Genomic DNA, 20,955 nt, shown 5'->3' on the forward strand with positions numbered 1-20,955 from the left:
CAATGCCCATCTCCAGATTGAACTTGCGCATCCACTCAATAAAGCAGTCTGCTCCTTCTCTAGCAGCCGTCACAAACTTATCGTAAGAGAACTTTTCCTTACCAAAAACCTTGATAACCTCAATCCCATTGATGTATTCCACCGCTGTATCATTGAGCTTTTTGGTCTTGACCAGAGTATTTTGATAGTCAGCTTCGCTATTGGCAACCATCCGCATATAGGCCAGCGCCACAATGGGAATAGTCAGGAGAGACAGCAAGGTCAGTCGCCAATCAATAACCAGCATAGCAATGAGAACAATAATCGGACCAAAAATCCCAGCAGTAAACTCTGGAATCAGGTGGGCCAAGGTCGTTTCGGTCGCATCCACCCGCTCAACGATAATGTTTTTATAACTGCCTGATGACTGACTAAGCACTGTACCTAAAGGCAGGCTAGCTAGCTTATCTGTCAGGCGGTGTCGCATTTCCGCTAGAATCTTAAAAGTAGCCGTATGTGACAGCATGGTGGAAATACCGTGAAATCCCCAGTAGCCAATCCAGGCCAGACCTGCCCAAGCTGACTGCTGCAAGTAGAAATCCCAGTTTTTATTGCCATCCAAGAGCTGATTAATCATTCCACCAATAAAGAAATAAGGCAGAAATCCTGAAATCACAGAGGCAAAGGCAAAGATTAGACTGAGCACAAAATATATCTTATGAAGGGAAACAAATTCCCAGATCCAAGCAAGAACAGATTTTTTCTTCATAGAATATCCTTCTTTCTATCAAAAACCTAGCAAACCTCCCCAGTCAAACAAGTCCATGATGGAATGGCAAAATTCCAGCGCCTGCTCTTGGGGCCAGTCTTGAGCCAAGGGCTCAAATACAGCTGTGTAATAAGCCGTCATGAACGATCGCAGAAACTCGTGTTTGACCAAATGATTGATCTTTCCCTCTTTGTAAGCCAGCTCCAAATAGCGATAAGTCTCGTCTGCAGCCAAATGAGGCAGACGCATCCTGAAGTCCGCTTGCGAAGAACCCTGAGATTTAAAGAGCAAGAGCTGCATGATATCCTTATTCTCATAGAGAATCCGCATCAGGGACTGGAGATCCTCCAAGCGATGAGTCCACATATCAGACAGGTGCCCCTCTTCTAGGAAATCATAGTCACGTCGCTTCTGCTCTTGTCCATACTGGTCTAAGGCTGTCAGAGTAGGCTCAAGCAGAGCAGCAAAGAGACTGTCCTTACTCTCATAGCGCTTATAAAAAGCCCCAGTCGTCAAGCCAGCAGCGCGACAAATTCTCCGCAGTGAAGCATCTTGATAGCCATAAGCCAAGAACTCACTCCTCGCGCTTTCCAAGATTTTTTCATTTAACTCATCTGTTTCTTTTTTCATGATTTTAATTCGATAACACCGTTATCACCTTTCTTCTTTTATTATAAATTCTGACAATTTAACTGTCAAGGAAAAACAAAAAAAGACCGAGAAATATTTTCATCGGTCCATATCTCTTACTTTTGTAAACATGACAAAAGAGGCTGGGACAAAAGTCCTAGCCTCTCAATTGTCTTTGGATTGTCGAGCAAGACGCAGTGGTTGAGTGGGCTCTACTACGCTGATTTCATCAGCTTTTACAGTCCTACTCAACTGTGCGGAGGTGGGACGACGAAATCGAATTCTAACGAATTACCGATTTCTGTCCCACTCTCTCTATAATTTTACTTTTTATCAGGTGCATAAATCATACCGGTACAGTCAAAATCTTCCTGTCGGCGAAAGCCAAGCTCTCGATAAAAAGCTAGATTTTTATCTGACTGCTCCGTCGCCAACTGGATTTGGTAAACATCCTTAAAACTTTCCAGCGTCTGCTGAAGAAGGCTTCGGCCAATCCCCTGACGCTGGTAGTGTGGATACACCAGCAAATCCTGAATGAAAACAATGGTAAGTCCATCCCCGACTGCTCGAATCAAACCAACCAACCCCTCATTGTCATAAGCTGCCATCACAAACAAGGACTGATGGAAGGCTTGCTCTAACTGCTGAGGTCGATTAGTGTAATTGCTCCAACCAACCGAAGCATAGAGGTCTAGCACTGCCGCAAAATCTAGCTGAGGATTTATTTTATAATGAATCATAGCCCTCTCCTTGTTTTTTCTCTGTTTGATTGCCTAAACTATTCTAAAGCTTTATCGAACTTGAGTCAGCACTCCGTCTTGCATCTCATAAACCTTGTCAACCTCGTCCAGCAGGCGGGTATCATGGGTAATCATGACCACGCTCTTATGGAATTTCTGGGTCACCTCTTTGAGCAAATGAACCACGCGCTTGGCCCGCTCCGTATCCAGACTAGCTGTCGGCTCATCAGCCAAGATAATATCTGGGCTATTGTAAAGTGCTCTAGCGATAGCAGCTCTCTGCCGTTCTCCACCGGACAATTCTTTCGGATATTGCTTGAGTGTTCCTTTAAGATCCAGCAACTCAATCAGACTGTCTAGATCCGTCCTTTCCTTTTTAGATAAGCGGTCAATCAGCTGAAACTGGTCTTCGATTTTCAGAAAAGGTATGAGATTGGAGGCCTGCAAAATGAAGCCGAAATCATTGAAGCGTAGAGCAGCTCGTTCCTTTTCCTTGAGCTGGGAAGTATCTTTCCCATGTAGGAGAATCTGTCCTTTTGAGGGAGTTTGCAAATGACCAAGCAAGGTCAGAAAGGTTGTTTTCCCCGATCCTGACGGCCCAATAATAGCTACAAACTGCCCTGCTTCCAGTTGGAAATCAGTTGGTTTCAGGGCTTGAACCAGAGTATGCCCCTGACCATATTCTTTTGTAACCCCTTTTAGTTCTATGATTGACATTTACTCACCTCCGATCGCTGTGATAGGGTCAATTTTCAGAACCCGGTGAATGGACAAGAGTCCGCCAGCCAGTGACATGAAAACAATCAGGACAATCAATCCTGCGTAAGCTTGCCAATCACTGTAAAAAGGCATAGAAGCTGGCAAGGCGAGCTGGGTTCCCAAGAGAGCCAAGACAGCTAAGCTGATTCCCAGAGTGGACAGGATGAAAATCTGCCAAAAAATAGAAGCAATAATCTTCCCACTGGCAATTCCTTGGGCGCGCATAATACCGTAAAGATGGGTCTTTTGGATGGTAATGATGTACATGAAAATTCCCAATACCAAAAATGTAATCAGAACCATGGCCCCAATCATAAAGGAAAAAGTCAGTACCTGAGGCTGATAACCAGGGATATTTTCTATAAAATCACTCATAGAGAGCTGACTAAGTCCTGCTTCTTCAATCTTCTGACCATCCTTGACCACAAGTGCGCTGATATTCTTAACCTGACTTGAGCCGTACTTTAATTCCCTGAAATCATCTAAATCCATAAAAATTACAGGTTGAGTAAAGAAGCTATTATCCTCTGTGAAACCAACAACCTGATAGAGGCGCTCACTGCCATTGAGCTGGAGTTGGTCGCCTAGCTTCACACCTTTTTGCTGGAGACGCTTATCCGCAATAACTTCATAAGCATTCTCAGCAGGACGTCCCTCAATAATGTCAGGCGCTAGAAAACTATCCCAAGAGAGACCAAAAACCTGAGCATTGAGTTTATCAGTCCCATCTTCATAATTGGCCACTGCTGACGTTTGTCCCAAAGCAGCGATTGAGTCCCCTTGAAGCAGGCGGCTGTATTCCTCTTCCTTGAGAGTCGAAGCTATTAGATTCTTATTGGCGTACTCCGACAATACGATTGACTCAGCCTGCCATTGGTCCAAAGCCAAGCGATTGAGCCTAGCCAAACCAACGGAAAGACTGGATAAAAAGAAAACCATATAGGTAATGAGAAAGACCACAGCAACCACCAAACGATAGCGTCCGCGGCTGTAGACAATCTCTTTAAAAGCTAAAAACAAAGCTGTCCTCCTTTGAGATATTCGAGACTATTATACCATAAAGAAACAAACTGGAAAAACTATCCTGTCAATCCCCCTCCATATGCTCTCTGACAAAACCTGCTAAACCAACAGCGGTCACCCTAGCATGAAAATCACTCATTTGCTGAACCTGATAGCGAGGATGAGCCAGCCAGTAAGTCAGGGTTCCCATAAAGGAAGCAGCCTGATGATTCAGGAGCAAGTCCGCTTCTACCTCCTCTAAATGTGGATTCCCCAAGGAAATACTCTGCCAGAAAATCTCCCTCAAAGCTTCCTGCAACCGCTGCGAACTAGTTGGACTGCCATTCAGCCCTAAAAGAATGGCCAAGTCTTCCAAGTAAGGCTCAAAAAAATGAAAAAGATTTTGTTTCTCATGGATATAGTCTTCCACTTTAAAATCCTTTTCTAACTTGAACAAGCAGGCAGATTCTAGAGCCTCTTGATAATAGACCTGCAAATCATCTAGCAAGCGGTCTTCTATCTTCTCCAGCAGATCATATTTATCCAGATAATGCCGATAAAAAGTACTGCGATTCACCTCCGACAAGTCAATCAGCTGTCGAATACTGATAGTCTCAAAAGTTTGCTCCTTCATCAGTTGCAGCAAGCTATCCTCTATCTGCTTTTCTGTTTTTCTTCGTTTTTTCTCATACATGCTATTCACCTCAAAATGCAACAGTCTATCTAAAATTGATGCTTGTCTACCATCCAGCTCCCACTATATAATAAATATAAGCAGAAGACAAGAACAAGAGGATTAAAAGATGAAGATTATGATCAATCAAAAAGAAGTCAGTCAAGAAAGAATTGAGCAATGGCGGAAGCAGAGAATCCATAAAGCAGCTAAGATACTTAATCTACAGCTGACGAATACTGACAACACGGAGATTTTAGACCAAGCCCTACTGGAAGCAAAAATGAAGCTGACATACGAGGAGCTAATCCATAAAATTGGAACCAAACTCAAATGGAGCCAATATTTGATGAAATGGGCAGCCAAATGGTCCAAGAAACCTAGAAAAAAAGCAATCATCACGATTTTTGCAAGTGGACTGACTGCTGCTTCTTTCAGTAAAAGGCTAGAAAAATTAATGTTAGAAAAGACAGATACTCATAAAAGAGTCAATCTTGGTGCCTGTCCAGACCATTATGCTTTGCAGCCCCACAGCAGCAAACTTGAAGTCATTGAGACTGCAGGAAACAGCCCACTGCCAACACAGTTTTTTCTTGACCTTGGTGGTGAAGCTGAGATAGAGGAGCCTCGTGATGCGTCTTATCCCTTCCAAACCGTCGGTGCCGCCAGTCTAGCGAACGGTTGCAATATCGGTGGTATTCGCCATCAGTTTCGCGACACAGAAAAAGGCTTAGAAGCCCGATTCTGCGTCGAATTCCCCAGCCTTTGTCCAGACAGCCTTATCAAAGAACACCAGCTCCATCTGGCCGCCGAATGGTCAAAGTGGATAGCTTGGTGCAGAGAGCAAAAAGAATGAATTTCCTTTCATGAAAAGAACTATCAAGCTATTCAAAAACAGCCCATTGCCATCTTAAAGAGACCGCAGCAAGGCTGTTTTCTTTTTTGCCTAATCAAAGACAATCATGGACTTAATGGTCTTGCGTTCGTCCATATCTTTATAAGCTTGATCGATCCCATCCAGCCTGTACTCACTTGTAAAGACCTTACCCGGATTAATATCACCATCAAGAACTGCCTTGAGCAAGATTTGCTTGTCGTAAGTCGTGACAGAGGCTGATCCGCCTGCCACTGTAATATTTTGAGCAAAGGTAGAACCGAGCGCTCGGTTATTGTAATGAGGAACACCGACGAAACCTAAACGTCCACCATTGTGAAGAACCCCAAGGGCTTGATCTACGGCTGCTTCAGTTCCGACACATTCCAGAGCTGCATCTGCCCCGCCACCTAGAATCTCACGAACCTTGGCAATTCCCTCTTCGCAACGTTCTGCAACAACAGCTGTCGCACCTGACTCTAAGGCCATCTTTTGTCGATCTTCGTGTCGGCTCATGAGAACGATTTGGGAAGCACCACGCATTTTAGCAGCAATCACAGCGCATTGTCCCACAGCTCCATCACCAATCACGACCACCTTATCACCAGGCTTAACATCTGCCACTCGCGCAGCATGATAGCCAGTCGGCATGACATCAGCCAATGTCAAGAGTGATTTGAGCATGCCTTCTGTATAATCAGAGGGCTGGCCCGGAATTTTGATAAGAGCCCAGTTAGCAAATTCGAAGCGCATATATTCTGCCTGCACCCCATTTGACCAGTTATTCCCAATATGAGAATCACAGGTACCGTCAAATCCTGCTCGGCAGGCATCACATTGCCCGCATCCATGAGTAAAGGGAGCAATAACAAAATCGCCAGGTTTAACAGTCGTTACTGCATCGCCAATTTCTTCGACAATTCCAATCGCTTCATGCCCGCTATTTTGATGGCCTGCTTCAATATCTGGACTGCGGTAGCGCCATAAGTCAGATCCACAGACACAGGTCCGAACAATCCGAATAATGGCATCATCTGCTTCTTGGATTTGCGGACGGTCAATCTCAGTCAGTCCAACTTGACCTGCTTTTGTATAAACTGCTGATTTCATCGTTTCTTCTCCTTTAAAACTCTATAGATCTTGGTTCATTAAATCAACTATATTTTCCAATAAATCTCTAAAATTAAATGTATCTGAAAATTACTTCACAATTGTTTTTTAAGAATAAGATATAGTGATAGTAAATTTAGAAAAACATTAAAAATAGTTTTAAATGAATACATATAAACCATATCATTACCTTAGAATACTTTTTTATTTATTTCTGAAACATTACAGCTATGATTTCCTCATTTCTGTGTTCTTTAAATTCGAGAGATATTGTCTCATCTCCAAATTTTTGGTTGTAAGAACCACCTTAATTTAAATAAGGAATGACATTGTTCCCATGAAGATTATTCTGATTCCATTCAATAACAAGTTTTAAGAAATCATCCCTAGTCAATGATTGACTAATCTTTAAAATTGTAGAAAACAGTAACATTTACTTTCCTTTCAAAAGAACAATTATGGTCACGGCCATAGAAATAAACAATAGGCTTCCCCATACACAATTGACTTTTTTCTTAAATGTTTTAACTTTTATAATTTCATCATCAAGTTTTATATTGCCAAAGATAGTATCTAATTCATTGTCCAACAGAACTTCTCGATAATTATTCTTCAGTGTCTTGAATATATCTTTAAAATTTTGTAAATCAACACTAAATTTATAATTTGAGATTCCCCAAAAAATAAATGAACCTATTAAAGCAATTATGATTATTACAAGTATATCATTTGTGAAAATTTTATCTAATTCTCGTTCAGAAATTACATTTGCTAGAATAACAGAGAAGAAAAATCCAGATATCGCATACAAATTTTTAAGAAAAGTATCTAAAATAGCATTAGGGTAACGTTTCAAACTCGAAAGAGATTCAATAATGTAACTGGACAATTCTTTTTTAGCATCTAAATAAACGCTCACTTTATCCTTAATATAAATATTATAAGCTTTTTGAATACCACGAATAACACTATCATCAGAATCAATAATTTCAGCTGCTAAGTATTCAAATACTGAACGAGCAATTGATGATTTATCAATATAGCTATCCGTACTATATATCCAATTGTAAATTTCAAAAATAACAGGGTTATATGCCAAATCATTATTCAAACTAACAATATGAGTATTAGCAACATCATTTATCTGATAATACAATCTTCTTTCGTCTATTCTTGATGAAGCAGATACATAAATAATCGAAAGAATCATTTCTATCTTTTTGAAATATTTTTTTAAATCTCTGGTAGAATCATTTTTGGGGTATGCTGTACTAACATGGAAATCATCTGGCAATAGTTCATAGTTGTCAAGATTATAGAACGAACTTGCATTTTTTACTTTAAACAACTTAGAAATTCTATTAAACCGATTATCAGATTCACTAGAAGAAGTTCCAAAGTAAATAGAGCCTGTGTGTAAATTAAATTCTGAAATATTGGGATCTAAAATTTCAAAAAAAATTCTCTCACACTCATTAGAAAATAGATTATGAAAATAAGACATTGTTTCTGCCACTTGCTTCCCTATTAAATGCTTTATGAAGGAATCAAAAAAATAAATAGATTGCTTACCATCAATAATTTTCTTATCAATTGTAAGCACAATATCCATCTGCTCAGATGAATTCATAAACCGTTGAAATTCAGTCTCCTGAGTTTTCTTTGTAAATTCAAAACGTTCTTCCAAGTCATTTTCAAAATTGAATTTTCCATCATCTCGCGATGATAGACTATCCAATATTTGACTAAAAAAACTAAAATCTTTAAAATCTGTTCGATTAAAAAAACTTACCTTAGCTTCGAATCGACTGCGATGGTCCCAACATTCAAAAATATCAAATATTTCAAGATTCATTCACTTCACTCTTCACTTATTTTAAAATCATTAAATGCTTTCTCATCTGTTGTTTCAATAACAATGTAACGTCTACCGTCACTACTTTCCTTTGATTGTATTTTTTCAAGATTATCCTCTACTTTTAATTTTATTCCAGGATACAAATCATAAGTAGTTCTTATCCTAGCTTTTAAAGCGTCCAATGATACCTCAAATAGACTATCAAAACTTTTTTTACTAGGCAATTCTAATAATTTATCCTTAATGTTCTCTATTTTATCATTAGAAAGAGTTTCTGGCTTATAATCAGTCAAGATAGTATCTATCATTTCCCTGTAATTGATAAGCTCATTTGCTCTAAAATAACGAATAAATGAATTTCTTAAAATTGAACGATCTTCCGGATAATCTTTTTTTAATGATCTATTCAGATAAGAATCTATTGACTTAAATGCTCTTTCTGTATTTATCTCGTCAGTAGTAACTTCATCTAACTCTAAGAAGTCATTAAACCAGTATTTTGCAACATTATCAAGATAAATTTTTGCACCCTCAACAGAATAGGGGGCGTCTTTTATTAAAAAAATACAGGACTTAAATACTTTCTTTAATTCTTTCTGAAAACCTGTTTGAAACGAATAATCTTCATCATTTACAAAACTAATGTGCTCAACTTTTGCAAGCAAATACAAATATTTTTTCTTTTCGTCATCATAAAAGACTGCTTGTATAAGAGACCCGACTTGGACTTCTACATTCATTTTATTAATTTTTTGTTGTGCTATCACCTCTTTTTCCAAAAGTTTTTCAGCGACATTCTGAAAACATTTTTTATTTTCTCTGCATCTAACTGATTCGTTAAAACTTCTTTAATTTGAGATACAACAAAAGTATTGTTATTTCGAATCTTATACTCTCTTACGACTTCATTATTAGTGATAATATCCAAGATTTGTTGCAAATAATTAGAAAATTCTAACGGGATTTCTTTTGAATGAGTTAAATTATTTTCTCTATCAATAACTTGAATATCCTTTAAGCGAAGCTCCATTACCATGATTTACTCCATCTCCTTTACCTTCTCTTCAATAAACACAATCTCTTCTGTGCTAAGATCATATTTACGATAAAGCTGCTGGTCAATATCGGCGATTGACTGTGACCAATCAATATCAGAATTTTCAGTGAAATCTTGCAGAGGAACATATTTCCACTTATCACGAGTATTATCTTGTGTTACCTTTAATATTCCTAACATAACTCTAGCAAATTTTGTTCTGATATATTTTATACAACATTCTGTCTCATATTGAGTCTCAAAACTACCAATTGAAAGAAAAGTTTCTGTTGCCCCGATGAAGGGGGCCCCAATGAGGGGTGTAGATAAGACTTCACCTAAAACACCACTACCATTTGATTTAGGAATGAATACCTTGTACTTTTCAAAACTTTCTGGAGGATTGAGATAAGCTCTATCTATCCAATAGTAAGTCCTCTTCGAATTAGCCAAGCCTAAAACTTGGACGTAGTCCTTACCATCTTCAGGCTTATGTTCAAAGAAAATTACATTTTTTAAAATCTTGAAAGCCCCAGAACCTACATCAAACTTATGTCCTTTGGATTGTAGTTCTTCAATTTGTGAGTGATCTTCTATGGCTTTTTGTGATAGTTTGTAGACACCACGACCGCTAATAATAGTGTCTAGCGTAACTTCATGATGTGATGACACTTTATGAAGGATTTGATTTAGTTCTTCATAAGAAGTAAAGGTTTCAATTGCACCGAAATTTTCCTTAGCATTACGATAAGTGATAGACACTCCACCCTTAATATCTGTATTTGGAAAAACTTGAGAGGAGTCTTGTTCATAGTAAAGAACTTTCAAATGTTCATCGGACAGCATTTTTCGATTCCATGCTCTTGGTGTTCTTCCAGCATTAAAGAGAAAGCGTGCTGGGGTAATCAAGACTACCTTATCCGCCACTTCATAGGCTAAATCCATAAATTCATGATAAATCGGTGGTGCGAAAGTCGCATTATCTCCCAGTGCAGAGTCCTGATACGGCGGATTACCAATCACAACATCAAATTTCACTTGCTTAAAAGCCTCCTCAACTTGTTTTTTTCCCTCTTCGATACTATCTTTGAGAATATCAGAAAAGTTTTCAATGTAAACTACATTTATCTTGTAATTTTTATAGCCAGCTAAGGTGCGCTCGGTAATAGTCTTAGCCATTGGAGTTTTAGCGATAGCATAGATATTATTTTCCAAGATGCCACGATAGACTTGCTCCGCATCAAAATGATTGTCTTCATTGTTTTCCACATACTGATAATAAAGACTCATAGCTGCATGGAGAGGATAGAGACCGGTCTTGGCATTAATATCAATAATCTTACTTTCTGGATGATAAATGCTGTCGGTCACATCACTTTCTACCCAATGAAGATTTGATTTCGCTCCATCTGTCATAGACTCAAAGTCATCATCATAGAAGTTAAGTCCGCCAATACCTTTAACAATCTGCATATTCACCACGCGCCATGGTGTCAAAACCGTTTCTTTATCAGGATTTTTAAAGCTTCTAAATAAGGTTGCGATTTCTTCTGCGCGTTCAATAAAGTCAAGATTATCAAATGATTTAGCACGTTGACGGATAATCCGTCCTGCTTCTATAAAGACCTCGGTATCATAATACTTAGTAATCTCTTTAAACATTCCCTTTGTGAATCCCTTAGGCATGAATTCTTTCCAAGATTCATCATCCACTTCTTTGATAAAGTCTTGGATAGTGATATCTTTACTTAAATCTACATCCATCCCATAGATCATCATTGGAATACGGATAGAGACACCACGTAGAATAGAGATCATGGTCTTCTGCTGCTTACGAGCCTCTTTGAGCTTCTCTATAGCTTCTTTTTCTTCTTGAGTACGCTCGCGAGCTTTCTTTTTCTTAGCTCGCTCAGCTTTATCGTACTCTTCATTTGATAAGCCGTTATCACTGATTGTAACTGCCGTAGATATCCTCTGTCTTTTCGTTGTACCAACGATAGCATTTAGATTATTAAAGTATTCTGCTTCATCAGAAGTCAAAGTCAACAGATTATCATTATAAAGACTGTCATCTTCAAATCCTGAACGAACAGCTTTTTCAGCGTAGACCTTCTTAATCTGCGTTAACATACGGTCTACGTTAAAAGGCTGCATGCCGTTATCACCTTTACCCAAAATCGGTAAAAAATTGAGCAGATTTGTCATGGCTTGCTTTTGCTCTTTGGTATTTTTCTTGCCGACCCCTGAGTTAATTTGCGCACTCTCTGCCATAACGGTCAAAGCACGGTCAGGCGCAAAGTCAAAGACATAGCAACGTTCTTTCATCCCCAATTTTTCATGTGAAAATGGAGTTTGCGCCCGAAAAGCAGCCTGCAGGTAATTCATAGCACTATTTGTATTTGATAAGAATATAACAGCTGACCACTCTGGTATATTAACCCCCGTCGTTAAACGGCGAACAGTCAGGGTAATTGTTTTAGTTTGTGAAGGATCATCCGTAATCACTTGACGAACCTTTTCCAAATCAACACCAGATGTTTCAACAACTGTGTCTGTCTTATCATTTCGTACAACATTGACAATTTCATAATCCATTCCAAATACAGGATGTTCTTTCAAGAGTTTTTCAAAAGCATTTGCCTCTTTTACACCAGGCATGAGCCAAAGGGTATGACGCAACTCCTCGCGGTACTCTTTTGTTGAAAACGGATAGTTAGTCTCACTACTTGGATTAGTGATGTTATCTAGGAATCGACGAACATCTTCCTTATAGAGTAAATCCCCTCTATCATCCACTCTAAGAAATTCACGAAAATTAAATGACTTATTTTCATCACTGAATTTCTCTTTATTTTTCATTTCAAAGGTATACATCAATACCTCTGGAAGTTTTCCATATGGGTTTGGTTTCCCCGGTTGTTCCAAGCTCCACTTCAGCTTTGCCTCCTGCTCCATGACATAGTCCCAAGTGTACACTTGTTCCGGATCGAACTGATCCAGAAGATTGAAAGGTGTACCAGATAACTCAAGAATCTTGGTATCTTTTTTTACCAATGCCTTCATTACTGTGTCACTAAGTTCTGTTTGTGTTCCCTCGTGGGCCTCGTCAATAATAATTAAATCCCAATCTACATCCATAAATTCCGGAAGATTGGTTTGAGCCCCATTGTATCGAAGTAGTTGAATCGAAGCAAAATAAATAAATCCGCGGCCTCCAGATTTTAAAGTAGAGAGTTTCTCACCCTTATCAACTGTTCCATAGGTATATCCGGCTTTAGCCATGTCCATTTTTTGATAGTCTTCGAACCACGAATCACGGACAACCGGTCTATGACTTATGATGAGGACACGTTGAAACCCTTCTTGTTTAATAAGTTCCAACGAGGTTAAGGTTTTGCCAAAACGCATTTTAGCATTCCATAACATTCGGTTCTTTTTCTTAAATGTTTTTTGTGTTTGTTTAACCGCTGCATCCTGTTCTGGACGTAAAATAATAGTTTGCTTTTCAGTTCGATATGCAGCTAATGGTTCACTGATATAGGATTTTCCCTCTTTTACTGCCTTAATAGCAGCCTTGGCAGTCTCTAAATCAGTTTTAAACCATTCATTTCCCTCAAGTAATTCTGACCTTTCAACACCTGAACGTTTTAATACTTCGTGAACATCATAATCGTGAAACCAAGATTTAGTCTTTTTCTTATAAGCAAGTTCAACCCATCCTAGTTCGTAAGGAAGTCCTGAAGTAGTCATATATTGCTTGATTCGTCTAGGAGCAATTGTCCGCAAAAAGTCACTATTTGCAGTCCAATCTGCTTCAACATCATCCGATGCAACCGTTCCTTCACCAATTTTTTGCGTCCCTTCATAAGCAGGAAACATACCACTATTGTTATTGACAGTCTGAACGTAAATAAATTTACGCTCTGCTGTTGTATAGCGCTCTTGTGCCTGAGGTTCCAGAAACTTATCGTAAAGCTCACTCTTGATATTATTAGCTACATACTCAGTCACATACCAAACTAGAATCATATAGACTTGCTCTAACGATTTCAAGGCATTTTCTTGAGTTGCATCTTTAGGATTTAATACATGAGATGAGCTATTACCATGACCCTTAATATCAAAGAAAGCATCCACAATCACTTTATTATCAATATGGTGCTTAATCGTTTGCAATGCATTATGAAAGGTTGTGTGTGTCGGAAAATCAATATCCATACGCTCAGCAAATAGATGTGCCGTATTTTCCGCAACCTTACGAACCTTTGTTAATACTCCCTCATAGTCCTTATGAGTATAGTTATTTTCAGCCATATTTGCTGTCGCAAAGAGTTCAGCCGTTTCTGAATCTATTTTTAAAAAATCAAAGTTTGATGCCATATATATTTTAATCTCCTAATGTATAAACCTTCTGAATCCTTACATGATTTGTTCCATTTTCATTTGTATTTTCTTCCGGTTGTTCAAACAAACTTAATTGTCTTTGAACAACTTTATTCTTGTCATTTATAACTTCTCCAAACAATTCAGCAAATGCAAAAGGAATTTTTTCAACCAAACTAGGATAACCCTTTATACGTTTCCACTCATTAAACATGATAGGCTCATCTGTATCAGGATGCCTCTTTGTTAATGTGTCCCCTCTAACAATATTTTTAGTAATTAAGTAATGGGCAGATTTATATAAATCACTTCTGCTACTTAATCTTTCTCCAAATGTTTCCTCAATCCAATCAAGATAACGCAGAAACATTCTTGCCCTAGCAACTTCAAGATTATCTTCAAGATATTCAATTCCATAAATTGATGATAAAGCAAACAAAGATTTTGTTTTCCAATTTTTCTTGTCATAATTCCTAGTAACAGCAGAGAGTTTTTTTTCAAGTATTGCTGCTAAAAAATTCCCATCTCCTGCTGAAGGTTCCAGAAAAGTCGCATAAATATCTTCTGTTTTTTCCCTTATCCCAGGAGTATCTAACATTTTTTGTACCATCCACGATGGTGTAAAAACTTCCCCATGTTTTTGTACCCTATGTTTGGACTTTATAATTTTTTCAGTCACCTTATCCTCATTTCTTGAAATTAATAGTTAAGAATAAATATTAAATGTACCATTATTATATCATTTTCAACTTTTATTTAAAACGCTAAACCATAAGAATTGTTGCTTTAAATAAGCTTCTTTCTAATTTTGACTACTGAATCGTCGCGATCTATAATCTTCTCAACAATACAAGCCTGCTATTAGAAGCTGGTATCAGCATCGCTCTGTGCCTAGACAGTATCATAGATAATCGTAGACAAGTCTTTGTTCTGCTAGAAAACAACTGAACTACTGCCCCTCTTCAGCTTATCCATAAGAGTATGAAAATAAAAAGAAACAAGCATAAGCTTCAGTTTAAATACTGAAACTAGTCTTGTTTCTTTTTCTCTACGTTTAGCATCCGATTTCTTCACTGCTCCACCTGTTGTCCAGAGCAAATTGAGATGCGCTTTACTGCTTGGTAAAGGTCAAAGTGTCTGGATCATCATCCAATTCGTCCACAATCAGCTGATTGCCATTTTGGCGGTAACTTTTGACATCATCACCAACTATCAGTCTTTGATTAGCAGCCTCTACTTGTACCTGCTTGATCTCCTTACTGCCATCAACCTCGGTCTCAGTCCAAGTACCAGTCGTACCATTGATTTCCAGGACATGCTGGTCGCCATCATGGTCGGTTGCTTGGTAGCGCCCGTCTAGATTCGTAGCCTGCCCTGCATTTGATGATGAAGGCTGGTTAGAGGAAGATGCAGCTGATGACTGCGAAGTCTGATTTTGTGCAGATTGTGATGTTTGGCCTTGTGTATTCTGTGATGAACTAGTATTCCCTCCTTGGTTGGTATTGCCTGAGCAGGCAGCTAATAGGACTGCTGCTGTCAGAGATAGAATTCCGATAAAGGCTTTTTTTGTAATCGTCATATCGCTTTCTCCTTTTTCTACATTTGTAGTTTATACTTATATTCTACACTTGTCTGTTTCATTTGTCAAGAAAAAGCAGTTTTTATTATAAGGAAAATACACCTTAAGCGCTAGCAATAGTTTTCGGCTATACCCTACCAGCAGAATTAACTATTTTATTTGCCGGGGAATTTTCGATACAATAGACCGTAATCCCTAATGAAAGTGAGAAATCTTATGACAAAATCAAAATTTCAACTGGTTGGATCACTTCTGCGCCCAGAAAATCTCCGCCAGTATAAGACAGAAATTGAGCACCGAGATGATATTCAATACCCCTTCTACGACAGCTTCCCAGGCTACCATGAGACGGAGACAGCTGACATCAAGAAGATTGTTGCTGAGCAAAAGGCTAAGGGTATTGACATCCTGACGGATGGAGAATACTCCAAGTCCATGTGGCATCTGGACTTTGTCTGGGGACTTAAGGGAATTGAGCGCTACATTGCTGACCACGGCTACACCTTCAAGGACCACGACGGCGGACAATACGAGACCCGTAAGGACATTGGTATCCGCATCACAGCACCACTCTCTGGGAAAAACCATCACTTTATCGAGATTTATAAGCTAGTCAAGGAAGAGGCTGCTGGTGAAGATACCAAGCTGACTGTCTGGGGGCCTGCCCATGCTTATACTGAGTTAGCTGTCTTTGACCGCTTGGCGGGACCAGGACAAGTTTATGAGACCAATGAAGATTTGAAAAAAGGCTTGATTCAAGCTTATAAGGAATTTTTAGACGACTATAAGGCCGCTGGCGGACAGATTATCCAGTTTGACGACTGTCTCTGGGAACTCTTTGACGAGTCCAACCCTGCTAGCTTCTATACAGAGGGCAATGCCAGTCTGGCTGACCTGGCAGACGAGTTTGTCGCTATTAATAACGAAGTCGTAGACTACGCTCATGAGCTTGGACTGACTGTCTGGACCCACAACTGCCGTGGTAACTACGAAAGCCGCTCTGCTGCTGAAGGTACCTACGAAGCTATCGCGGAAAAATTCCTGCGCGACCAACACTATGATCGCTACTTCCTAGAGTGGGACAGCGATGTAGCTGGTGATGTATCAGCTCTAGCAGCTTTGAAAGACAAGGATGCTGAAGTTGTTTTAGGACTGCTTTCCAGTAAGACGACAGGCTTGGATGATGAAAAGCGTGTCCTAGACCTCCTCGAGAAAGCAGCAACCGTTCTACCGAAAGAGCGTCTCCTGCTCTCCCACCAATGCGGCTTCGCCTCTTGTGACTCTGGAAACGAACTCACCATTGAACAACAATGGGCCAAAATCAAACAAGGCCAAGAAATCGCCCAGAAATTCTGGGGATAATAAGCAAAAAAAAGCGGTGTGACCGCTTTTTTCTATGCTTTTAAAATCAATTGCGGATTGTATTAGATCTCTTAGATAAACTCCAGTTTCATCTGCATCTGTTCAACATATTAAATCTTGGAGTATCAGGAAAGTTCAATTCGCTTGAGCCAATTTTCAACCAAGGCCGTAAAGAGAGCCTCTTGATCTATCTGTGCATTGTGGCCAGCAAGATCCATTACAGCATGAGTTGCCCTTGGATAATAGTGAGACAGTTGCGCTAACTGCTGGAAGCCCACGACTTGGTCCTGCTTTCCTGCTATAAAAAGGCTGGGTTCGTCATAGCCCTTTTCCTGTATCTCTTGATCCACTTCAAACGAAAAAGAATAGTTTTCTTGCAGCTTTTGGACAAAGGGAGTATTCATCATCTGAAGCCCTGCTAGGATTTCTTTTTCAAACCGTTGATAAGTTTCTTTAGTCTGTAAAATAGCTAAATCAACGAAATTTTCGCTTTTGCCTGCTATATCAAAACCTACCTCTCTAATTAACAGGCTGTCTTTTGGCAGAATTCTTTCTCGCGGATTGGGTGCAACTACTGGACAAATAAGCAGCAAACCATCAATCTCCGACCTTTTCTTAGCCAAAATTCCTCTAGCAAGATAGCCACCATAAGACTCTCCAGCTAAGAGAAAGGAGTGTCCGCTGATTACAGTCTCTATAAAGTTCAAGAGCATCTCTAAAATCGCATCCGCACTTGCAAAAGCAGGATTGGCATCAGACCTACCCATGCCAGGCAAATCTAAATAAATCCTTTTATAGTCAGCATGTTTCTCAAAAATAGGTTCCAAACATCCTTCCATCAATTCAGATGAACAGCCCAAACCATGAATTGCCAAGACTGGCTTTCCTTGACCAATCACTTTATAATATAATTTATTTCCCTGATAAGTAAAAAACATTTTTTCTCCAATCATACCTTAAAGACACGTTTTGCTCGAGGCGGAGCCTGTATCGAAACCAGTCAAAATAATATTGTTTATGAGCCTAACAAATTATTCTTATCATCTACACCCCTCAAAGCTACTAGACGAGCAAGCTTATTATTTCCCCTTGATTTCAGTTCCTCATTCTTCATCACCAAATAACAAAGTGGATTTCTGCAGATAAGGATTGGGATACTTGACTAGCAGGTCCCTTACAGCTCTTACCAAGTCTTTTTTCTCAGCCTGACCTGATTGATATCGAAGCAAAAGATGCATAAAATCTTCTTTTTCAGTTGAGCTGGCTTTCTTCTTAAAATAGCCCCAAACATGCTGAAAGGCATTGCAGACCTGGCCGCGATTTTCAGGCAGAGCCACCGCCTGGTCAATCAATCCTTGAACATGTGCTGCTTCCACCGAGTCGCTTTTTAGATATTGGCGGATTTCCAGATAGATCTTACTGGAATGACTGAGAACCAGATATTTATTTCTAGCCCAAAGAGTCTGACATTGGGAGAATTGGTTTACATTTTCCATGATTAGTTTTCCTACTGATTTTTAATTTCGAATTCTTCTCATTTCGTCTACATCATTGCTCGCAACCCAGTAATAAGTTTGCCAAGACAGAAAGCTAAGCGAAACTGCAAATCAACTATGATTGGAATAAGATTTCGAAGAGTATTAATCAAAATCCCCAATCACATGACTGGGGAATAGTTCATTAACGTACCTCTGCGCCGAGTTTTTCGGTCAGAGATTTTTCGATTTTTTCCATATATTTAGCCACTTCTTCGTCGGTCAGGCTAGCTTCTGGATTTTGGAAAGTCAGGCTGTAGGCCATAGATTTGAGGCCAACACCCAGCTTGTCACCAGAGAAGATATCAAAGAGCTTAATATCTGTCAAGCGCTTCACACCAGCTGCTAGGATTGCATCAAGGACCTCTTGGTGAGTGATTTCAGCCTTGAGCAAGAGTGCCACATCACGGCTGACAGCTGGGAATTTAGTGATTTCTGTAAATGGCTGTTCTGGCTGGAGCTGCTCTTCGATAGCAGACAGGTTGAGCTCAGCCACATAAGTTTCAGGAATATCGTAAGCCTTGGCTGTCGCAGGATGGACTTGACCGACAAAGCCGACAGGCTGGCCATTGATAGAGATTAAAGCAGTCCGTCCAGGATGCAGGCTCTTAATCTGGTTGCTAGCCACGTATTCAGCTGTCAAACCCAACTTATCAAAGAGCGCTTCCACTACACCCTTAACATAGAAGAAATCAACTGCTGCTGGCTTGGTCTGGAAGTCTTTTTCATTAACCAGACCTGTCAAAGCAAAGGCAAAGCTATTGATTTCATTTGGCAGGTCTTCCTTAGGATTGCCAGTCTGCTCAAAGACTTTTCCAATCTCATAGAGAGCTAGATTCTTATTCTTACGAGCCACATTGTAGGCTAGGGAGTCCAAAATGCCAGAAACCATGTTCTGGCGAAGAACAGAGCGCTCCACTGTCATCGGCCACATGAGCTCAGTCAAGTTGCTAGGATTGAGAGTGAACTCAACCGCCTTTTCTGGCGTCGTCAAAGCGTAGGTGATGATTTCTGTCAGTCCAGCTCCCTCTGCTAAAGTCCGCACTTGTCGGCGCAGTTGTTGCGTTGCAGTCAATTCACCAGCAGTTCCGTCATCTTTTGGCAGGCTAGCTGGCAATTTGTCATAGCCGTAAATGCGGGCAATTTCTTCATAAAGATCTGCTTCAATTGAAATATCCCAGCGCCGGCGAGGCACGCTGACAGTGAACTGTTCAGCATTTCCTGACAAGCCAAAGCCAAGTCTGCGGAAGACATCCACAATATCTGTATAAAGCAAGTCTGTTCCCAAAACTCGGTTGACATCCGCAAGACTGGACACCACTTCTACATCGCTAGTATCCAAGCTGCCAGCGGATACAATCCCAGCCTGAACAGTCGCTCCTGCCAAGTCCGCAATCATACTTGCTGCCGCATCCAAAGCTTCATTAACAGTTGCTACATTGATGCCTTTTTCAAAGCGGGAAGATGATTCCGAGCGCAGGTTAAGGCGACCGCTGGTCTTGCGGATTGATTTTCCATCAAAGACAGCTGCTTCCAAGACGACACGACTAGATTTCTCAGAGATTTCTGTTGCTTGACCACCCATAACACCAGCCAGAGCAACAGGCTTATCTGCCACAGTGATGACTAGGTCGCTCACTTCCAACTCCCGCTCTTCGCCGTCCAGCGTCACCAGTTTTTCACCAGCACGCGCTTCCCGCACAACGATCTGGTCACCCTCAAACGTATCCAGATCAAAGGCATGCATAGGCTGACCAAAGTAGAGCAGGATGTAGTTGGTCACGTCCACTACATTGTTAATCGGACGGATTCCTTCGTTCATGAGGAGATTTTGCAGCCACTGAGGACTTGGGGCAATAGTGACATTTTCCAAGATACGAGCCGCATAGTAAGGGGCTTTCTCGGTTTCAAGAGCCACTGATAGACTGTCACCTGCTTGCTTTTCATTTTCCACCAGCGGAAAATCTTTAAAATGTACTGACTTGTCATATATGGCAGCCACTTCATGAGCCACCCCACGCATAGACAGAGCATCTGCCCGATTTGGTGTGATGGAAAGCTCGATAATCTCATCGTCCAAGTCCAGATAAGAGAAGACTTCCTCACCTGGCACTGCTTCTTCAGGCAGGATTTGAATTCCATCCGCAAATTCCTTTGGCACGACAGAATCAGAAATCCCCAGCTCACCCAGAGAGCAGATCATGCCCAGTGACTCCAAGCCACGGATTTTTCCTTTTTTAATCTTATAATTGTCGGCAATGCGAGCACCTGGCAAAGCCACCATAACCTTGATGCCTGCACGAACATTTGGAGCACCACAGACAATCTGACGGTTCTCCTCTTCTCCGACATTGACTTGACAAACATGCAGGTGGGTATCAGGAACATCCTCACACGATACCACCTCACCAACGACAATTTTAGACAGGCCCGCAGCTGGTGATGTCACACCTTCCACTTCAATTCCTGTCGTTGACATTTTCTCAGCCAGCTCAGCGCTCGCCACATCAATGTCTACTAAATCTTTTAACCACTTATAACTTACTAGCATATTTAAGATACCAAGGGCGTCAAAAACGACTGAAAAATAGGAGATTTGCTAAACATTCGACGAATGATCGCAAGTCTATCTTTTTTTCGAGTTTTTAGCCCGGGTTCAATTCCTT

Annotated in this window: 18 protein-coding genes; 2 read left to right on the top strand and 16 right to left on the bottom strand. The window is 40.2% G+C overall.

Features of this window, described 5'->3' with window-relative positions:
* The 6 genes from RWX26_RS07240 to RWX26_RS07265 form a co-directional block, all read right to left on the bottom strand.
* The coding region (locus RWX26_RS07240; RefSeq protein WP_314580402.1) for an ABC transporter transmembrane domain-containing protein at positions 1 to 748 on the bottom strand (748 nt) is incomplete at its 3' end.
* Positions 749 to 766: 18 nt separating this feature from the next.
* Complete coding sequence (locus RWX26_RS07245) at positions 767 to 1,378, bottom strand: TetR/AcrR family transcriptional regulator (protein WP_314580403.1); 612 nt, start codon at positions 1,376 to 1,378, stop codon at positions 767 to 769.
* Between the two features lie 323 nt (positions 1,379 to 1,701).
* A complete protein-coding gene (locus RWX26_RS07250) occupies positions 1,702 to 2,118 on the bottom strand; it encodes a GNAT family N-acetyltransferase (protein ID WP_314580405.1) in 417 nt (138 codons plus the stop codon).
* A gap of 51 nt (positions 2,119 to 2,169) precedes the next feature.
* On the bottom strand, positions 2,170 to 2,835 hold the full coding sequence (locus tag RWX26_RS07255; protein WP_002909993.1) for an ABC transporter ATP-binding protein: 666 nt from the start codon (positions 2,833 to 2,835) through the stop codon (positions 2,170 to 2,172).
* Positions 2,836 to 3,897, bottom strand: a complete 1,062-nt coding sequence (locus RWX26_RS07260; RefSeq protein ID WP_314580408.1) for an ABC transporter permease — start codon at positions 3,895 to 3,897, stop codon at positions 2,836 to 2,838.
* Between the two features lie 67 nt (positions 3,898 to 3,964).
* Positions 3,965 to 4,573, bottom strand: a complete 609-nt coding sequence (locus RWX26_RS07265) for a TetR/AcrR family transcriptional regulator (RefSeq protein ID WP_314580409.1) — start codon at positions 4,571 to 4,573, stop codon at positions 3,965 to 3,967.
* 109 nt (positions 4,574 to 4,682) lie between these two features.
* Here RWX26_RS07265 and RWX26_RS07270 point away from each other — a divergent pair, with 109 nt between their 5' ends.
* Positions 4,683 to 5,408, top strand: a complete 726-nt coding sequence (locus RWX26_RS07270) for a hypothetical protein (RefSeq protein ID WP_314580411.1) — start codon at positions 4,683 to 4,685, stop codon at positions 5,406 to 5,408.
* Between the two features lie 90 nt (positions 5,409 to 5,498).
* Here RWX26_RS07270 and RWX26_RS07275 read toward each other — a convergent pair whose 3' ends face one another.
* The 7 genes from RWX26_RS07275 to RWX26_RS07305 form a co-directional block, all read right to left on the bottom strand.
* Positions 5,499 to 6,536, bottom strand: coding sequence for a zinc-binding dehydrogenase (locus RWX26_RS07275; protein WP_314580412.1), 1,038 nt, complete (start codon positions 6,534 to 6,536; stop codon positions 5,499 to 5,501).
* Between the two features lie 433 nt (positions 6,537 to 6,969).
* Positions 6,970 to 8,391, bottom strand: coding sequence for a hypothetical protein (locus RWX26_RS07280; protein WP_314580414.1), 1,422 nt, complete (start codon positions 8,389 to 8,391; stop codon positions 6,970 to 6,972).
* A 5-nt stretch (positions 8,392 to 8,396) separates the two neighbouring features.
* Positions 8,397 to 9,161 (bottom strand): nucleoid-associated protein, encoded by a 765-nt coding sequence (locus RWX26_RS07285; protein WP_314580416.1) that lies wholly within the window; start codon positions 9,159 to 9,161, stop codon positions 8,397 to 8,399.
* A complete protein-coding gene (locus RWX26_RS07290) occupies positions 9,158 to 9,430 on the bottom strand; it encodes a hypothetical protein (RefSeq protein WP_314580417.1) in 273 nt (90 codons plus the stop codon). Before RWX26_RS07290 ends, RWX26_RS07285 begins: the two co-directional genes overlap by 4 nt.
* Positions 9,431 to 9,433: 3 nt before the next feature.
* Positions 9,434 to 13,810 (bottom strand): Eco57I restriction-modification methylase domain-containing protein, encoded by a 4,377-nt coding sequence (locus RWX26_RS07295; protein WP_314580419.1) that lies wholly within the window; start codon positions 13,808 to 13,810, stop codon positions 9,434 to 9,436.
* Positions 13,811 to 13,817: 7 nt separating this feature from the next.
* A complete protein-coding gene (locus RWX26_RS07300) occupies positions 13,818 to 14,492 on the bottom strand; it encodes a methylase (protein ID WP_314580420.1) in 675 nt (224 codons plus the stop codon).
* Between the two features lie 432 nt (positions 14,493 to 14,924).
* On the bottom strand, positions 14,925 to 15,392 hold the full coding sequence (locus tag RWX26_RS07305) for an SP_0198 family lipoprotein (RefSeq protein ID WP_314580422.1): 468 nt from the start codon (positions 15,390 to 15,392) through the stop codon (positions 14,925 to 14,927).
* 216 nt (positions 15,393 to 15,608) lie between these two features.
* Here RWX26_RS07305 and RWX26_RS07310 point away from each other — a divergent pair, with 216 nt between their 5' ends.
* Positions 15,609 to 16,754: a cobalamin-independent methionine synthase II family protein gene (locus RWX26_RS07310; protein ID WP_314580424.1), complete on the top strand. Its 1,146-nt coding sequence runs from the start codon at positions 15,609 to 15,611 to the stop codon at positions 16,752 to 16,754.
* A 125-nt stretch (positions 16,755 to 16,879) separates the two neighbouring features.
* Here RWX26_RS07310 and RWX26_RS07315 read toward each other — a convergent pair whose 3' ends face one another.
* From RWX26_RS07315 to pheT, 3 genes are all read right to left on the bottom strand, one after another.
* Positions 16,880 to 17,707, bottom strand: coding sequence for an alpha/beta fold hydrolase (locus tag RWX26_RS07315; RefSeq protein ID WP_048774346.1), 828 nt, complete (start codon positions 17,705 to 17,707; stop codon positions 16,880 to 16,882).
* A gap of 150 nt (positions 17,708 to 17,857) precedes the next feature.
* Positions 17,858 to 18,250 carry a YbgA family protein gene (locus RWX26_RS07320; RefSeq protein WP_314580426.1) on the bottom strand — a complete coding sequence of 131 codons (393 nt, stop codon included), beginning with the start codon at positions 18,248 to 18,250 and terminating at the stop codon, positions 17,858 to 17,860.
* Positions 18,251 to 18,434: 184 nt separating this feature from the next.
* Complete coding sequence (gene pheT / locus RWX26_RS07325) at positions 18,435 to 20,840, bottom strand: phenylalanine--tRNA ligase subunit beta (RefSeq protein WP_314580428.1); 2,406 nt, start codon at positions 20,838 to 20,840, stop codon at positions 18,435 to 18,437.
* Positions 20,841 to 20,955 lie beyond the last annotated feature (115 nt).

The organism is uncultured Streptococcus sp. (assembly GCF_963536705.1).
GTDB lineage: Bacteria > Bacillota > Bacilli > Lactobacillales > Streptococcaceae > Streptococcus.

Bases quoted from the DNA above. Each gene is read 5' to 3' on its own strand.
- RWX26_RS07245 (WP_314580403.1), bottom strand. From the start codon at position 1,378: ATGAAAAAAGAAACAGATGAGTTAAATGAAAAAATCTTGGAAAGCGCG.
- RWX26_RS07250 (WP_314580405.1), bottom strand. From the start codon at position 2,118: ATGATTCATTATAAAATAAATCCTCAGCTAGATTTTGCGGCAGTGCTA.
- RWX26_RS07255 (WP_002909993.1), bottom strand. From the start codon at position 2,835: ATGTCAATCATAGAACTAAAAGGGGTTACAAAAGAATATGGTCAGGGG.
- RWX26_RS07265 (WP_314580409.1), bottom strand. From the start codon at position 4,573: ATGTATGAGAAAAAACGAAGAAAAACAGAAAAGCAGATAGAGGATAGC.
- RWX26_RS07270 (WP_314580411.1), top strand. From the start codon at position 4,683: ATGAAGATTATGATCAATCAAAAAGAAGTCAGTCAAGAAAGAATTGAG.
- RWX26_RS07275 (WP_314580412.1), bottom strand. From the start codon at position 6,536: ATGAAATCAGCAGTTTATACAAAAGCAGGTCAAGTTGGACTGACTGAG.
- RWX26_RS07280 (WP_314580414.1), bottom strand. From the start codon at position 8,391: ATGAATCTTGAAATATTTGATATTTTTGAATGTTGGGACCATCGCAGT.
- RWX26_RS07290 (WP_314580417.1), bottom strand. From the start codon at position 9,430: ATGGTAATGGAGCTTCGCTTAAAGGATATTCAAGTTATTGATAGAGAA.
- RWX26_RS07295 (WP_314580419.1), bottom strand. From the start codon at position 13,810: ATGGCATCAAACTTTGATTTTTTAAAAATAGATTCAGAAACGGCTGAA.
- RWX26_RS07305 (WP_314580422.1), bottom strand. From the start codon at position 15,392: ATGACGATTACAAAAAAAGCCTTTATCGGAATTCTATCTCTGACAGCA.
- RWX26_RS07310 (WP_314580424.1), top strand. From the start codon at position 15,609: ATGACAAAATCAAAATTTCAACTGGTTGGATCACTTCTGCGCCCAGAA.
- RWX26_RS07315 (WP_048774346.1), bottom strand. From the start codon at position 17,707: ATGATTGGAGAAAAAATGTTTTTTACTTATCAGGGAAATAAATTATAT.
- RWX26_RS07320 (WP_314580426.1), bottom strand. From the start codon at position 18,250: ATGGAAAATGTAAACCAATTCTCCCAATGTCAGACTCTTTGGGCTAGA.
- pheT (WP_314580428.1), bottom strand. From the start codon at position 20,840: ATGCTAGTAAGTTATAAGTGGTTAAAAGATTTAGTAGACATTGATGTG.